The sequence below is a fragment of the Bariatricus sp. HCP28S3_F11 genome, from assembly GCF_052065395.1.
Lineage (GTDB): Bacteria > Bacillota > Clostridia > Lachnospirales > Lachnospiraceae > Allocoprococcus.
In genome coordinates this window covers 1-16,204 of record NZ_JBQHUC010000019.1, presented here as the reverse complement: position 1 = coordinate 16,204, position 16,204 = coordinate 1, and the positions used below count along the sequence as shown (strand labels likewise).

The 16,204-nt window shown below is 43.4% G+C and carries 14 protein-coding genes, 6 tRNA genes, 1 rRNA gene, 1 pseudogene and 1 riboswitch; all 22 genes and pseudogenes read right to left on the bottom strand.

The window, feature by feature from the left end:
• Positions 1 to 52: 52 nt before the first annotated feature.
• Complete coding sequence (locus tag ACTNBR_RS09980; RefSeq protein WP_441042701.1) at positions 53 to 382, bottom strand: FtsX-like permease family protein; 330 nt, start codon at positions 380 to 382, stop codon at positions 53 to 55.
• Positions 327 to 2,204: an ABC transporter permease gene (locus ACTNBR_RS09975; RefSeq protein WP_441018892.1), complete on the bottom strand. Its 1,878-nt coding sequence runs from the start codon at positions 2,202 to 2,204 to the stop codon at positions 327 to 329. The genes ACTNBR_RS09980 and ACTNBR_RS09975 overlap by 56 nt, the downstream gene beginning before the upstream one ends.
• 14 nt (positions 2,205 to 2,218) lie before the next feature.
• A complete protein-coding gene (locus ACTNBR_RS09970; RefSeq protein ID WP_320813788.1) occupies positions 2,219 to 2,935 on the bottom strand; it encodes an ABC transporter ATP-binding protein in 717 nt (238 codons plus the stop codon).
• Between the two features lie 299 nt (positions 2,936 to 3,234).
• A complete protein-coding gene (locus tag ACTNBR_RS09965; protein WP_320813787.1) occupies positions 3,235 to 4,443 on the bottom strand; it encodes a sirohydrochlorin cobaltochelatase in 1,209 nt (402 codons plus the stop codon).
• A 229-nt stretch (positions 4,444 to 4,672) separates the two neighbouring features.
• Positions 4,673 to 4,861, bottom strand: a riboswitch (cobalamin riboswitch).
• A 125-nt stretch (positions 4,862 to 4,986) separates the two neighbouring features.
• On the bottom strand, positions 4,987 to 5,751 hold the full coding sequence (locus ACTNBR_RS09960; protein ID WP_427808759.1) for an acyl-CoA dehydratase activase: 765 nt from the start codon (positions 5,749 to 5,751) through the stop codon (positions 4,987 to 4,989).
• A gap of 13 nt (positions 5,752 to 5,764) precedes the next feature.
• On the bottom strand, positions 5,765 to 6,025 hold the full coding sequence (locus tag ACTNBR_RS09955) for a DUF3343 domain-containing protein (RefSeq protein WP_427808760.1): 261 nt from the start codon (positions 6,023 to 6,025) through the stop codon (positions 5,765 to 5,767).
• A 22-nt stretch (positions 6,026 to 6,047) separates the two neighbouring features.
• Positions 6,048 to 7,322: a double-cubane-cluster-containing anaerobic reductase gene (locus ACTNBR_RS09950; protein WP_427808761.1), complete on the bottom strand. Its 1,275-nt coding sequence runs from the start codon at positions 7,320 to 7,322 to the stop codon at positions 6,048 to 6,050.
• Between the two features lie 152 nt (positions 7,323 to 7,474).
• Positions 7,475 to 8,623 carry an aminotransferase class V-fold PLP-dependent enzyme gene (locus tag ACTNBR_RS09945; protein ID WP_441018894.1) on the bottom strand — a complete coding sequence of 383 codons (1,149 nt, stop codon included), beginning with the start codon at positions 8,621 to 8,623 and terminating at the stop codon, positions 7,475 to 7,477.
• A gap of 103 nt (positions 8,624 to 8,726) precedes the next feature.
• Positions 8,727 to 8,879, bottom strand: coding sequence for a FeoB-associated Cys-rich membrane protein (locus tag ACTNBR_RS09940; protein WP_427808763.1), 153 nt, complete (start codon positions 8,877 to 8,879; stop codon positions 8,727 to 8,729).
• 47 nt (positions 8,880 to 8,926) lie between these two features.
• Positions 8,927 to 11,269 carry a ferrous iron transport protein B gene (gene feoB / locus ACTNBR_RS09935; RefSeq protein ID WP_427808764.1) on the bottom strand — a complete coding sequence of 781 codons (2,343 nt, stop codon included), beginning with the start codon at positions 11,267 to 11,269 and terminating at the stop codon, positions 8,927 to 8,929.
• A gap of 102 nt (positions 11,270 to 11,371) precedes the next feature.
• Positions 11,372 to 11,533: pseudogene (locus ACTNBR_RS09930) on the bottom strand (AzlD domain-containing protein); the annotation flags it as partial.
• On the bottom strand, positions 11,469 to 11,615 hold the full coding sequence (locus tag ACTNBR_RS09925; protein WP_441018896.1) for a hypothetical protein: 147 nt from the start codon (positions 11,613 to 11,615) through the stop codon (positions 11,469 to 11,471). The pseudogene ACTNBR_RS09930 and the gene ACTNBR_RS09925, both read right to left, overlap by 65 nt.
• Positions 11,616 to 11,853: 238 nt before the next feature.
• Positions 11,854 to 11,939 (bottom strand) — tRNA-Leu (locus tag ACTNBR_RS09920).
• 23 nt (positions 11,940 to 11,962) lie between these two features.
• A tRNA-Val gene (locus ACTNBR_RS09915) sits at positions 11,963 to 12,035 on the bottom strand.
• A 35-nt stretch (positions 12,036 to 12,070) separates the two neighbouring features.
• A tRNA-Asp gene (locus ACTNBR_RS09910) sits at positions 12,071 to 12,144 on the bottom strand.
• Positions 12,145 to 12,163: 19 nt separating this feature from the next.
• Positions 12,164 to 12,237, bottom strand: a tRNA-Ile gene (locus ACTNBR_RS09905).
• 93 nt (positions 12,238 to 12,330) lie between these two features.
• Positions 12,331 to 12,402, bottom strand: a tRNA-Glu gene (locus ACTNBR_RS09900).
• Between the two features lie 153 nt (positions 12,403 to 12,555).
• The gene (locus ACTNBR_RS09895) at positions 12,556 to 13,644 is read right to left on the bottom strand and encodes an HAD hydrolase family protein (protein WP_441042700.1); all 1,089 of its coding nucleotides are present in this window, start codon (positions 13,642 to 13,644) and stop codon (positions 12,556 to 12,558) included.
• Positions 13,614 to 13,844: a hypothetical protein gene (locus tag ACTNBR_RS09890; protein ID WP_427808766.1), complete on the bottom strand. Its 231-nt coding sequence runs from the start codon at positions 13,842 to 13,844 to the stop codon at positions 13,614 to 13,616. Before ACTNBR_RS09890 ends, ACTNBR_RS09895 begins: the two co-directional genes overlap by 31 nt.
• A 258-nt stretch (positions 13,845 to 14,102) precedes the next feature.
• Positions 14,103 to 15,533: an MFS transporter gene (locus ACTNBR_RS09885; protein WP_441018900.1), complete on the bottom strand. Its 1,431-nt coding sequence runs from the start codon at positions 15,531 to 15,533 to the stop codon at positions 14,103 to 14,105.
• A 209-nt stretch (positions 15,534 to 15,742) separates the two neighbouring features.
• Positions 15,743 to 15,814: transfer RNA gene (locus tag ACTNBR_RS09880), tRNA-Asn, on the bottom strand.
• Between the two features lie 277 nt (positions 15,815 to 16,091).
• Positions 16,092 to 16,204: ribosomal RNA gene (locus ACTNBR_RS09875) — 23S ribosomal RNA — on the bottom strand; the annotation flags it as partial.

Sequence of the window (16,204 nt, the reverse complement as noted above, 5' to 3'; positions counted from 1 at the left end):
ATCCATATTCTCGTATTGATTATTTTTCTCATTTCGAATCCAGCTAAAAAAATTATTCAACATTTTTCAACGCTTCTTCCATCGGAATCTTTCGGATCCTCCGAAAATCCAGCACCCGCACCATCAAATACCCAAGAAGCACAAAGACAAACATCTTTATATATCCTATCGGTTCTATCACAAAAGCAAACCAGCCACTGTATTCAGACATAATACTTTTCCATGCCTGATTCATAACCATAGCGCCTAATATCACGCTCACCGTATCTGCCACAATCACTACCATTGTTGTAGAAAGCAAATACAGACTTGCGATTTCACGGTTTTCATAACCAAGAATCTTCGTCATGGAGATTGCCGTTTCGTTCTTTTCGATAATCAACTTCGTCAGAAGATAGATCAGGACCGCTGACAACAGAATACACAAAATCTGAAAATACTGCAATATTCTGGCATTTTTCGTAAATTCCTGCCACCTTGAACTGATACTGCTTATATTCATATTTTTCATCCAGCGTGATGACATCTCCCACTTTCAGATTATACTTTTCAATAAATGGCCGGAAAAGATATACTTCATTTTCTTTCAACGATGCTAAATCTTCGATCCGGATATATTTGCTGTCATCCTTGACCCCATAAACAGATACTTCTTCATCCAGTGCATCCCCTGTCTTCTTCAGTGCCTTCATGCAAAATTGCTCTGCATCTGTAACATCCATCTGAATCATTTGTCCTTCTTCGTCTTCACAAGATTTCAATACATACTGGTATTTTGCAAACATCAGATTTTCTGCATGATCCTGATAGTACTTCAGCGTAGACGGCATTCCGACCGCCATTGCCAGCATAACCATAACAAAGAAAATACCTGCAAAAAGAACAGCATAATTTGGCATGTTCTGAAATATGATACGCAGACGGAATCTGCTGAAGAACTTCCACTTCGGCAGCCGTATCGTTTTCTTCCGTCTTGTTTTTTTAAGATCACGCCGTAAAAACTGCAAAGGCGTATGCTGCATCATGTAAATGATCACAATCAGATTCACTGCAAGCATCAGGAATACTGGTATCACTGTCGTCTTAATAAATGCATCCGGATTCCATATTGTTTCATAAGCAGGGAGGCTGTAACTGTTATAATACATGGATACTACAACATCTTTGAAGACAGTATAGCCCAACAGGTTACCAACAACAGCTGCAATCATTGTTACAAGCACAGGCATTGCCAGATAATGCCGCACGAGCTCACCCTTTGTATATCCGGATGCCCGCAGGGTGCCAATCGTCTGTGATTCTTTCGCAATGGTATTACTGATGGTGACCGCAAAAATAAATGCAATGATCACAATCAGGATATCCAGCAGGACTCCGCCCATCGCTTCATCTGACCCCATATCATCCGTTGCAAAGTTGACTGCCGGGTTTGCATAACGGGGCAAATAATCCTGAAGTTCATTATCCCACATGACCGTCTGGGTAAGCAAAGCCCTCATAAAATCGTCCGACTGTTTCTTTTCTTCAATCTCATCCATCGGTTCCTGTTCATATCTCCATGCATAGGTATAATGCAACGAACCGGACAGGCGTTCAAAGCCATCTTTCGTCACCATCGCCACATTAAATTTCAGTGCATCAAACATCAGATCTGTACTTTTCTCATGAAGAGTAGAATAATTCACATAGGAAATCAGCCCTGTCACCTGATAGGACTGCTCACTGACGGAAATGGTATCTCCAACCTGAATTCCTGCATTGTCTGCATGCATCCGGTCAATGGCAATCTCCTCTTCCGTTTCCGGGAAACTTCCTTCCATCAGGCAGGCCAGATTGATATCCTCTGTTTTTTCATACACCCGTATTGTGCCATCCGACTTTCCGTCATTATCGTGATCTTCCACCTCACTCCGATAGAAATTCTCATATACAGTTACAGGGACTGCCTTTTCACCTGTTTCGATTGCATGAATCAGCTCCTGATCCGCCTTCTCATTCAGTTCAAAGTGCCCATCCTCCAGACAATACTTTTCTTTACCATCCACTGCAGCCTGCATCATGCTCCCATTGGCAACATACATCCCTGAAACAAATCCAATTGTAAGGATTAAAAACAACGCAACCACCAGATATTTTTTCCAGTCACCTTTTAATTCTCTGGGAATGCGCTTTTGAAGCGGATTTTTCACTTTCCTGTCCCTCATACTTGCCACACTCCTTACCATTCAAGCTCCACTGCCGAAATTTTATTTGTATTTTTCTCATTATGGCGCACTCTTCCATCTCTCAGCTTGATCACATGATCTGCCATATTTTTGATAGCTTCATTATGCGTAACCATAATGACCGTATTCTTATACTTTCGATTGATGTCTTCAATCAACTTCAATATTTCCTTGGAAGTCGTATAATCCAATGCACCTGTCGGCTCATCGCAAAGCAGGATATCCGGATTCTTCACAATAGCGCGTCCGATAGAAACTCTCTGCTGCTGCCCGCCGGAGAGCTGGTTCGGGAGTTTATAACGGTGTTCATAGAGTCCCAGAGTCTGTAACAGATCATCAATATCAAGCGGATGATCCGACAGATATGCACCTACCTCAATATTTTCTTTCACATTTAAATTGCCGATCAGATTATACATCTGAAACACATATCCCAGATGCTTCCTGCGGTACTGTGTCAATTCCCTTTCTCCCATATCCTCCAGTTTGTCACCGTTTATGGAAATATAGCCGAAATCGGCACTGTCGATTCCTCCAATAATATTAAGAAGTGTGGATTTTCCCGAACCGGAAGGTCCCAGCAGAACACAGAACTCCCCTTTTGCGGCCGAAAAATTCATCCCGCATAATACTTCCTGGCGGGTGTCCCCACTTCCAAATCCTTTCTTTAAATCTACAACTTCCAAAAAATATCTCTCTTCCTCTGACATAACTACTCCTTTTCTCTTTTCAGTTTTCGCTTTTCTTTTTCCCGTTCTCGTTTCTGTGTTATTTCCATCAATTATCTTTCATTCCTCCTTCTATTTCCATCTGATAAACGAATATGGGGTTAGCTAAGGCTAATTCATTATATCATATATATCTTCTAATGATTCACTCAGTCATGAAAACATTTCTCAATAATGCATGTTTGCATACAAAAAAATCGTGGCAATGCAGGAGCCCCTCTCTCCATACATTGCCACGAAACAAAAGATATTAGATCTATATTATTTATTGACTCATGCGATTACTGACCGATCACTGCTGCAGTATGTGCAATATAAATTTCCTGAATCTTAGCAATTCCTCCAAGACCAGCAATCTGTGTTTCTATACTTTCAAATTCTCCGGAAGCTTCAAACATACTCTTCCATGAGTCTTCGTCGTCTCCGGCCATGTCATTATTGGCATGATCGCCGGCCACTACCATCAGCGGACGAAGGATTACTTTTTTATACCCTGCCTGGGAAACAGCTTCAATGACAGCTTCACATGCAGTTTCTTCCGGCTCTCCTTCGACAGTTCCGATAAACACGTTCTCATATCCAAGGGCAGACATCTGTGCCTGCATCTGGCTGTAAGACACCTTCGCGGTATGAGAAGTTCCATGTCCCAGGAACACAAAAGCAGCACCATCCTCTTTTGCAGCATCCAGGCTGTCATAGCCTGCTTCGCTGACTGCTTCCGCAGTAATTGCCTCAGCAACTGCTGCCTTATCGTCATTGACAGTTTCCGCATCTGCACCCACTTCTCCAAGCAGAGGTTCTGCAACTTTTACACTCTCAAATTTGTCCGCATATGCCTCAACAGATTCCATCAATTCATCATACTCTGCGCCATGCATCAGGTGTGTCGGCTGGACAACCAGATTCTTTACGCCGTTTGCGACCGCTCGCTCCAGTGCCTGATCCATATTGTCAATGCATTCTCCGTCTCTTGCCTGAATATGATTGATAATGATCTGCGCGGTAAAGGCTCTTCTTACAGACCAGTCCGGATACGCTTCCTGAAGTGCATCTTCAATTCCTTTAATATCCTCTACACGGCTGTCATTAAAAGATGTTCCGAAGCTGACAACAAGAATCTCATTTTCTCCGATATCATCCTGATTCAGCGGATCATCCTTGGATGCATCGCCTGTATCTCTTCCAAAGTAATCCGGATCTGCATTTTCACCTTCTACCAGTTCCTTCTGGGCGTCTGTCAGTGCGTCCCAGGCTTCTTTCGCTTTCTTACACTGTTCATCCGTCTCATCCGTTCTTTGCTGTACATAGATTGCGTCAATCAGCGCTGCCACCTCATCCGCAGCCTTCTGATCCTCGTTTTCTGTACTTTCTTCCTTGTCGTTTTCTACTGTTGTTTCCGCATTTTCATCGCTTTTTCCGGAACATCCTGACAGAACCAGGGTTCCCACCAATGAAACAGCCAGTAAAATGGTTACCAGTTTTTTCTTCATCCTGCTCCTCCTTCATTTTCTGGCCATTTCCGATATATTCTCATTCGCTTTTAAGTCTGCAGGATAAAAATCTCGTAGACAAAAAAGCCCTTTTCCATAAAAATGGTAAAAGGGCGTAATGAATACATAACAAAACAGCACTCCCGGCAGATACAGGCATCGCCCGGGAATGTATCATTTCCATTATGATCGGTTGCGACCAGTTACTCGTGATCTGTGGGTCCTTCCCCACTCCGTTTTTCAATAGGCAGGTCTCCTGGCTTACGGATCTTAATCTAAGGCCGCCTTCCCAATTGCTCAGTGACATAAATGGCCTTGCACTCCCCGATCACAGTGACGAGTTCGTACAGGATTTGCACCTGTTTCCCTTTTAATCAGACAACCGGTGATTGTCTGAACCTATCAAGCTTACCTTATCATATACTGCAAAAAATGTAAAGACTCCGGAAATAGAAATATCTTACAGAAAGGAAAGCAGGAGCAAGGGTACTGATGAGTATCCCCTTGCTCCTGCTCTTTATGCTCACTTATATTTCTTTGCTACTATTTATTCTTCTTCTCCTTCGCCAGTAGTGCTGCCCCCAGCGCGCCGGCATACCGTCCGTTTTCAGTAGGTTCCACCGTCTTTCTGATTTTTGCAGAAAGGATTCTGGTAAAATATGTACTGTGACTCAACCCTCCTGTCAGAATAATCTTATCTGACAGTGCCTTCTTCTGGCTCAACTGTGCCACCTTAGATGCTACGGAATCAACGACCCCCGCCGCAATATCTTCACGATTTTTCCCGACACCGATATAATTGATGACTTCGGACTCTGCAAATACGGTGCAAAGAGAACTGATTGGTAAGACTGTTCCGCTTTCAGCCATATCAAAAAGCTCCTGAAGCGTGATTCCGAGACGATTTGCCATAATTTCCAAAAACTTTCCGGTCCCGGCGGAACATTTATCATTCATCAGGAAATCCTGCACGGTTCCGTTCTCGACCAGGATTACTTTGGTATCCTGTCCGCCCACATCAATAATCGTACAATTATCTCCTGCCATCTGTCTTCCGCCTCTTGCATGACATGTTATTTCGGTAATCACATAATCTGCAAAATCTACAGCAATTCTTCCATATCCGGTCGCTGCAACTTTTGTCTCATCAGACATGACATCCACTCCTTCTGCAAGAAGTTTCTCCTTGATAAGTAAGGTGGTCTCCTTGCTGCTCCATCCTGTAGGCAGTACAAATTGAAGCTCCTTATCCCCGATCACAGCAACTTTGGATGCTGTGGATCCGATATCTATTCCAACGTAATTCATATTCCTACCTCTTCTAACAATATTGATCTCTGTGTGGATTCAAATCCATTTCCACTTCGGTGATTTTCAAGATCTCTATATCATGTTCACGAATACACTGCCGGATCACCTCAAGATCTTCTTCTTTCACCATTAGTGAAATACCGCAGCATTTACTCGCACTTCTGGGGGTCGGGGCAATCACTGCCCAAACCCCCAGTTTTTTTAATTCTTTATAGAGACGCATTCCATTATCATGATTGGGAAACAATACATAATGCTGTATTTTCTGCATAGCTCTATGTTCCTCACATTTTTTAATTATTCAGCATTTCCACAAATGCACTGACTCTGGTACGAAGCTGCTGTGCATCACTGTCTGTATAATCTGTCTCAATTCCAAGAACCGGAATACCTGCTTCTTTCATCGCACGTTCTACAAAGTAGCCTTCTGTATCGTACAGATTACAGAATTTCAGATTCACATCAATGATACCGTCAACCTTGTACTCTTTCGCAAGACGTAAAATGTCATCAATTCTTGCGTGATTCGGCGTGAAGCAAGCACAGTTGATATTCATATACCGCTCAGAAAGAGCCATGATCTGGTCTTCCAGCGTTTCTTTTGTCTCATCCACATAGTTCTCGAAGTAGCGTGTTCCCGTACACATTTCTTCACATACCACAACCGCTCCGCTTGTCTCTACGATATTATGAAGCTTCCAGTTCGGAATTGCAAGCGGTGTTCCGGTCAGCATGATACGTTTCGTACCTGCGGGAACGATGCTGACACCATCTTTGATACGCTGTTCAAGCTCATCACAGAGCTTATTTGTCATCTGAGTAAATCTTGCCGGATCATCATAGAAAGCAATCTGGGAAATCACAAGCGCATCTGTACCGCTGATCGGAAGTGTCTCGCTCTTACGGCATTCATACAGTCTTGCGAGTGCTTTTCTCTTGTTATTGATCAGCTTAATGCTATCAGCCAGTTTTTCAGCCGTTACTTTATTTCCGGTAAATTCTTCTACCTTGTCTTTCAGAGCCGTAATTTCTTCTGCCCATGCTTTGACATCTTTTGCCCGCTTCATCTGCGGAAGATCCATAACATATACCGGAACGTCTTCAGAAAGAATTTCCCAAGCCTTTTTCTTACCGTCGCAGGTTGTCTCCCCGATATACATATCTGCGATTCGGAAGAATGGGCAGGTACGATCCAGTCTTGCTCCAACAGATGCTTTGATCAGCGGACAGGTATTGGTCGGAAGCACTCGTTCGCCTCCCGGTACCCAGAACTGAGATCCCCCACACAGTCCTGTTGCAATTGCATCCGCTGCGAAAATAATCTCATCCGGAACATAGATACAGAAAGTTCCGAATACTTTCCCGCCCTTTTTCTGATGCTCAATCAGTTCCGCCGGTCTGATTCCGTGAATATCCGCTACAACCATGTTATAGTAATCCATTCCCTCCGGTCTGTTCTCCTGTGATAAAAACACATCCCCGAATGCCTGTGGAAGTACCGCACACAACTGGTCATGCAGTTCCAGATTCATCCCCAGTTCTTCCCACATTTTGCGATTATCAGCCATTTTGCTTGTCCTCCTTAATAAAATTATTTCTCAATAAAACTCTAACTATAGAGTATCATTTTTTGGGAGTACAGGCAATTTCATTTCCTGATTTATCCATTGATATTTATAATGCACATCACTATATATAGTTATCATCTATATGTGTCACTTTATAAGATTTTTAGGATACCTTCTACACAACGATCAATTTCCGAAAACGTATTGCTGGCACTAAATGCAAATCGGACCGTTCCCTGCGGAAAGGTATGGAGAGACTGATGAGCTGCCGGCGCACAGTGGAGCCCGACTCTTGTCATCACACCGCATTCCTGTTCCAGTTCAAATGCCGCAACCGCATTATCGATTGTCAGGAAATCCAGCGAGACAACCGCCACTCTGTCTTGCACATCTTTTCTTCCTACAATGCGCACCTGTGGAATCCTTTTGACTTCGTTCAGTAAATATTCCGTCAGTTCCATCTTTTTATCATGAATCGCTTTCAGTCCCTGCTCCCGGATATAGTCAAGTGACGCATGAAGCCCTATGATTCCGGGCAGATTCATGGTTCCACTCTCATATTTATCCGGCAGATAATCCGGCATCAGAAGGGAATCGGACTGACTTCCGGTTCCTCCGGCAATATACGGCTCCATTTTCTTATCCAGCCGTTCGGATATGAGAAATCCTCCGATCCCCTGCGGTCCCAGTAATCCTTTGTGCGCCGTAAATGCAAGGAAATCAATCTGGCACTCCTGCATGTCTACCGGAAGCGTCCCGGCGCTTTGTGCCGTATCTACTGCAAAGAATAATCCATACTCTTTGCAGATACTTCCAATCTCACGAATCGGCACAACCGTTCCGCACACATTCGATGCGTGCGTCATGATAACTGCCTTCGTATTTATCCGGATCCGTTCTCTCAAATCTTCCGGATCAAGATTTCCTTCTTCATCCACCGGAACAATATCGTAGTCCACACCTGCCAATTTCATCTGTTCCAGCGGACGCATCACAGCATTATGTTCCAGACCGCTTACCAGAACATGATCTCCGGTTTTTAAAAATCCCTTGATAAAATAATTCAGCGAATAGGTGATTCCCGGCGTAAAAATCACATTTCTTGAATCGGTTCCATGGAACAACTGTACAAGCTGATCCCTTGTCTCCAGTACAACACTTTCCACTTCATACGCCCCTGCATAATTTCCCCGGTTGATATTAAATGCTCCATTTTTCAAGAGCTCCGAAACTGCTTCCTGTACTCCCGGAGCCTTTGGCCATGAAGTACTGCCATTGTCAAAATAGATTTTTTCTTCCATACCATTTCTCCATATGTTTTTTTCTATATTAACACAGTCTCTATCGTTATAGCAAATTTAAAAAATTCACTTGGATTCTCTCCAAGTGAATTCAAACTCCGCCTTATTTATCCTTTTTCCCACAGCTCTGGCTGCAGTGTCCGCAGTCACATCCACAGCAGCTTTTCCCATTTTTCTTATTTCTTCTCAGTATCGCGACCGCACCGCCCACAATGACCACTACCAAAAGAATAACGATTATATCTGCAATATTCATTTCAAACCTCCTGTTTTACATACCATCCTTGATACAGATCATCCACTTTACATCCCGACTGCAATACAGATAAATCTTGCAATAAATGCTGCAATCCAGGCAACCGCGCACTGCCAGAAGACAACGCCGACCGCCCATTTTGCGCCCAACTCCCGCTTGATGGAAGCAATGGCAGCAACACAAGGTGTATATAAAAGAGAAAACACCAGCATCGTTGCTGCGGAAACGGTCGAGATTGCAGTCTGAATACTGCTGCCAAACAGGATTTCCATAGTAGACACTACACTCTCCTTGGCCATAAATCCACTGATCAGAGATGTTACGATCCTCCAGTCGCCAAGTCCGAGCGGAGCAAGTACCGGAGCAATCCATCCGGAAATCATCGCCATCAGGCTATCAGAAGAATCCGCCACCATGTTCAGATGCAGGTCAAAGCTCTGCAGGAACCATACCACGATTGTTGCAATCAAGATTACGCTAAACGCTTTGCTTAAAAAATCTTTTGCCTTTTCCCACAAAAGCTGTGCCACATTTTTCACGCCGGGCATTCGATAATTCGGAAGCTCCATAACAAAAGGAACCGCTTCTCCTTTGAATAACGTATTCTTAAATAGAAGCGCAACCAGTATCCCGACCGCGATTCCAAGAAGATAGAGCCCCGTCATAATAAAGCCACCTTTCCCCGGGAAAAACGCGCTCACGAAGAACACATAAATCGGCAGCTTTGCTGTACAACTCATAAACGGAGTCAGGAAAATCGTCATTTTTCGGTCCCGCTTACTCGGGAGTGTTCTGGTCGCCATGACCGCCGGAACCGTACATCCAAATCCAATCAGCATTGGCACAATGCTTCGTCCTGAAAGGCCGATCTTGCGCAGAAGTTTATCCATGAAAAATGCAACTCTGGCCACATAACCACTGTCTTCCATAATGGAAAGAAAGAAGAACAACGTAACAACAATCGGCAGAAAACTAAGAACACTTCCAACGCCACCGAAAATACCATCAATCACAAGCCCATGGAGTGCATGATTCACATGAGCTGCCGTCATCCACTGATCCACTGCTGCGGTCAGTGCCTCAATCCCGGATTCCAGAAGCCCTTGCAAAAAGGCCCCGATCACATTGAATGTCAGAAAGAATACCGCTCCCATGATTGCGACAAAGCATGGAATCGCTGTCCATTTTCCCGTAAGGATACGGTCGATTTTTTCCGAACGTAAACGTTCCTTGCTTTCTTTCGGTTTCTTTACAGTACGTTCGCATACATACTCAATGAAATCAAAACGCATATCCGCAATGGCAGCACTTCGATCCATGCCTCCCTCTTTTTCCATCTGTACCACGATATGCTCGATCATATCCATCTCGTTCTGATCCAGCTGAAGCTGTTCCAGAATCAGAGAATCTCCCTCGATGACTTTCGTTGCCGAGAAGCGAAGCGGCAACCCGGCTCTTTCCGTGTGATCCTCAATGATTGATTCAACAGCATGAATCGCACGATGAATCGCTCCGCCATGGTCATCCTTGCTGCAGAAATCCTGTTTCTGCGGACGTTCCTGATATTTTGCAATATGCACCGCATGTTCAATCAGTTCCCGCACCCCTTCATTTTTAGCCGCTGAAATCGGGATTACCGGCACCCCCAGCAACGCTTCCATTCCATTGATATCAATGGCGCCATTATTATTCATCACTTCATCCATCATATTCAGGGCAATAACCATTGGAATATGCATTTCCAGCAGCTGCATGGTAAGATATAGATTCCGTTCAATATTCGTAGCATCCACAATATTAATGATTGCTTTCGGATTATCAGCAAGCACAAAATTTCTGGAGACAATTTCCTCGCTGGTGTATGGGGACATCGAGTAAATCCCCGGAAGATCTGTCACTCTTGTATTCGGATGCCCTTTGATCGGACCATCCTTACGGTCTACCGTAACTCCCGGAAAATTTCCCACATGCTGATTGGCTCCCGTAAGCTGGTTGAATAAGGTCGTCTTTCCACAGTTCTGGTTTCCCACAAGTGCATATGTAAGTAAGGTATCCTCAGGAAGCGGATCTCCATCCCCTTTGGCATGATATTTTCCGTCTTCTCCAAGTCCCGGATGCTCGGAAGGATATATCTTCTCAATCCGGCTGTGCTGGTTCGTCCGCTCCTTGATCGGCTGAATATCGATCTGGTCTGCATCCGCCAGGCGAAGAGTCAGCTCATACCCATGAATCTGTAGTTCCATCGGATCGCCCATGGGCGCAAACTTCACGACAGTCACTTCCGCTCCGGGAATCACACCCATATCCAGAAAGTGCTGTCTCAGTGCGCCTTCTCCGCCCACTTTCGTAATGACAGCACTCTCACCGATCTTCAGATTCTTTAGTGTCATTAAAAACACCCCCACTTTCTATATAAAATGAATGATAATTTTTTTCAATTAAGTTATATCACACTAACACAAATTCGTCAAGACTATATAAAATTAGTCGGACATTTTTACACTTTTCAGGCAATACACAACTAACAGTCCAAAGACTGCTGCCGATAATACATTTCCAAGATACTTGATATACTTTGGAGCCGGTTTGTCAGCCGGAAATAGTATAAATGGTAAAAAATGCCTGAATCGGATTAAAAGCGCCAAGCAGCAGATTCACCGCTACAAATTCTGCCGAACCGGCGAAAATTGGGACTGTATAGGAAAGGGCTGTTTTGAAGGCTTTGCGTTTCATCATGTTCTCCTTGATATTTTGTCAATTTGGTAATAAATGTATTGAACCGTAAGTGATTATATCATTGCATAATTAATTTTTCCAACCTATCTATAAGCTCTACTGTTAGATAATCTTTATTCTGAATACCCGCAAGAAATATTAAAACTCAGAAATGGTTCACTGGACCATTTTTCGGAACTATGCAACACGCCATGCAACACAAAATAGAAAAAACCCCGTATTTACGAGGTTTTTTTCATGCCGCAGACCGGAATCGAACCGGTACGGGTATCGCTACCCACGGGATTTTAAGTCCCGGGCGTCTGCCAGTTCCGCCACTGCGGCATATAACATATAAATGCTATAAATGGGACCAATAGGGCTCGAACCTATGACCCTCTGCTTGTAAGGCAGATGCTCTCCCAGCTGAGCTATGATCCCATATATAATTAAAAGACATTCACTGAAAATGTCAGCGACCCGAATGGGACTCGAACCCACGACCTCCGCCGTGACAGGGCGGCGCTCTAACCAACTGAGCCATCGGGCCATATGAAATTTTTAAAAAGTGGACCTTCAGGGACTCGAACCCGGGACCGATCGGTTATGAGCCGATTGCTCTAACCAGCTGAGCTAAAGGTCCACGCTCATTTACCCACCGCTTAGATAACACCGGGCTTACATTCTGACCAAGCGAAAGGCCATTTACCTTTCCCTGAATGCTTGGCTAATGTAATGACTCCGACGGGAATCGAACCCGTGTTACCGCCGTGAAAGGGCGATGTCTTAACCGCTTGACCACGGAGCCATACTGTTTTCGGCCAGCTTGTGTTTCGCAGTGACCGAAAATTATATTATCATATCTTGTACTAATATGCAAGTGATTTTTGAAATTTTTTTATTTTTTTATTCTGCAATTGCCTGTTTTCGCTGATGACAATCGACTATCCTTACGGGGCATTCACATTTTTCTTTTTACAGGCTCAAAATACTGTTTCATCTTCTTCACCATAAGATTCCTGTTGGAATCTGCGACACACACATCACAGGTTCCTTCGATGCTGCCAAATGTCACCGTCTTTTCCATATCCAGAAGCGCCAGAAGATTGCGGAGCATATTCTCTCTTGTCGCATCTTTATGATAGATCTTAATATAGGCATACCCTGGATAATCCGTTGAATCGTACATCAGTATTTTACACTCATCCGCCCATTCCTGAGTGCTTATTTTTTCATATAATTTCTCAATTCTCTCCTTTTTTTCAATCATCATAAAATATACTACATTCTCATTTTCAGGAAGCGGCCGTTTCATATAGTTCCGGTATGGTGATTTACGCATCTGTTTATAGATTTCCTGTTCTGCCCTGTTTCCAAGCTCATTATAGTAAATCACCAGCACATCATCGATCACTACATTTGCAAAATAACTGATATGCTCATTTTCCAGAAATTCTATAACCTTTCTCGCCTGCAAATAAGACATCTCATAACTCATAAGGAAAGAATTATCATTCATATCATACAGCACCGCTCCGTCCATCGCAATGATCGGAAGCTTCAAATTGATTCCCTGCAGCGTTTCCCTGACCGTCGCCGGCGTGCGAAGCGTGGATACGGTAAATTTAGCTCCCTGCTCGATCATTCGGTTCAGTTCCACCTTACTGTATGGCGTCAGCTGTTCCTTATCGGTAAGAAGCGTATCGTCAATTCCCGAAACAAACAAAATATCCGTATTCTTTGTCCTTGGTAAATGTATGGAGTTAACGATCAGTGCCAGTACAACTCCAATTAGTGTATCCAATACTCTGTTAAAAACAAACCGCATCGGGCTTTCGTCTGTGATATGCATGACCGTAATACTCAGGAAAACGACACAGGAAAAATAGGATGTATTCGCGATATCCAGTAAAACAGTCGAGTACAACACCACTCCGGTAAACAATGCAATGATCAGATAGCTTAAAATATTCCCCTGAAGCTTTCCACCCAACGCATATACCTCGATCAAAATAACAATCATTCCCCAGAATGCAGGCATACTGCACATACAGAACGCAGGATCCTCTGACCCGGTTTTGGAATGCGGCCTTTTGCTTTAACTATTGTATTTCTCTTCCATTCTGCCATTTCCATGACCTCCTGTCTTCCACCTGTCACAACTCCAGTTCTTCCGGCTAACACAAAAATAAGGTTGATGCCAGAATCTCTGCCGCGGTTGAGCACATTGGTATCCTGTAATTTCGTCATAGTATATAACAACACATTCACATTTGTCAAATTTCAGTTGAATTCTCTGCTGTGTCCGTCTTTCACTGCAGGATAAGCAATTAAGTGGGGGCGTTGCTTATGACACGGCCATCGCCCTTTGGTCGCCGGAATGATTAGTTATTTTCATTAGCTCTATAAAAAGTACCACAAAATCATCATTATAGACGATTGAGTGGCGCTTTTTATTGTGTTTAATTTAAAATACACCCATTTATATCATAATATACATTTTCCATACTAACCTTCTTCTTTTTGACTCATCTGTGGTCTTACAATAAAAATTACAATCAATACTCCCACAAAAGAAACAATTGCCGCTGTAATAAACACCTGATTGACACCTTTCTGTATCAATGCAGCGTTTGATGGATCAGAAGCCGTACAATTATTATAAACCACACCGAAAACAGCTGCTGAAACTGTGCTTGCCAGCGAATTGAAGAAATTGACAAGTGATGTTCCTACTCCGATATCAGAAGGCTGAAGCATGGACTGTGCTGCCGGTGTAATTGCAACAGAACGAAAGCTCTCCGCAATACCGGTAATTGCAATTGCAACAAAATAAAGTATGATAGAAGTCGAAGGCGTAGTAAATCCCAGCATCAACATCGGAATCATTGCAAGTCCCGTACTGAATGCCATAGCTTTCCACGAATTGGATGCCTTCTTACCTACCCATGCTCCGGCGATCGTAGGCAATACGATCGTAATCAGCGTACGAGGCATCTGCAATGAACCTGTCACGGTTCCTGACGCTTTCAATACTTGTAGTGTACTGATCGGCGAATAAACATTCATTGCTGTCTGATAGAAATATGCAATAAATCCAACTGCCAACAATACTGTGTATCCGCGATTTTTTAATAGTCTTAACGGAATCAGCGGCTCTTCCGCCTTTTCCTCAATTTTCATCAAAGCAACCAGCGCTGCAATACCAATCACAAAACCTGCCAGAATTGCAGGATGTGTCCATCCCATAGAAGACCCGAAATTCAGCGCCATAAGAATACCACATAAAGCAATCGACAAAGCAATGATTCCAGGTACATCAATAGAAACATTTCCTTCTCGTTTCTGATTCGGCATGTTTATGCCAACCAGCACCACCCCAAGAAGTAAGGGGATCGCAGGTATGAGAATCGCAACTTCAAGCATTCCCATATCTGTAAGAAAACCTGCAATGATACTGCCTCCAAAGCTTCCAAGCGCAACAGCTGTAGCTAAAAGCCCCATCGCCTTAGGTACATCTTTCTTTTCATAAATAAGCCCTGCAATAATATACGGAGCTGACGTAAAAGCTCCCTGTGCAAGTCCCACAAGAAGACGTAATATCATTAATACCGGAAGCGATCTGGCAAATGCAAATGCTATACCGGCTATTGCACATATAATTCCCGGAATGACAACTATATTTCTCCGTCCGATGATATCCCCCAGTTTTCCTCCGATTGGTGTCATAATTGAAACCCCAAGTCCTGCAAAAATAGAAAACAATGATACATAGCCCATTGCGTTCACTCTCTCCAGAATCGGTGAGGTTAATGTAAAAAATACTAATCCATACATGGAAATGGACATCATGAGACATACACATCCTGCCTGAACTGTGTTTTTCTTCCCTTTGGGCAGTGGTATCGTTACTGCCTGCTGTGATTGTTGATTCGACATTGCATTCCCTCCTTAATATACTTAATATACTTCATCTATATCTATAGGATTTTATTATAAACAACTCTCATATTATTAAACATAGCCAGAAAAGACGAAGTCTAAAACAGTTTTATACTTCGTCTTTTCTATAAAGTCAGTTCTATTATTCTACTATTTTTATAACTAAAAACTTCCATAAACATCTCTGTCTATGGAAGTCATCTTAACTCCCCGAGTTGGGTTCGAACCAACGACCCTTCGGTTAACAGCCGAATGCTCTACCGCTGAGCTATCGAGGAATACTCTAATATTATAGCACTTTCTTCATTTTTTTCAAGTGCTTTTTGAAAATACTTTTATGTACCTTCAAAACCACATACAAAGTTTTATCTCTCCATCCATTTCTTTCCTATCCTACCATTTCAAACTTACTTTCCGCGGAAACCATTCGAGAACTTCGTTCTCTCATTGTCCATTTGGTATCAAATGGACTCACATTCCTGCAAGAGCCGCTCCGGATGCAAGCATCCTTCCCGTCTCTTCCACTCATGCTTTTCCGCTTCTTGCCTGTTTGCTCAGGTTATGCCCTCGACCGATTAGTAACAGTCAGCTCCATGCATTACTGCACTTCCACCTCTGCCCTATCTACCTCGTCGTCTTCAAGGGGTCTTACTACTTTCGTAGGGATA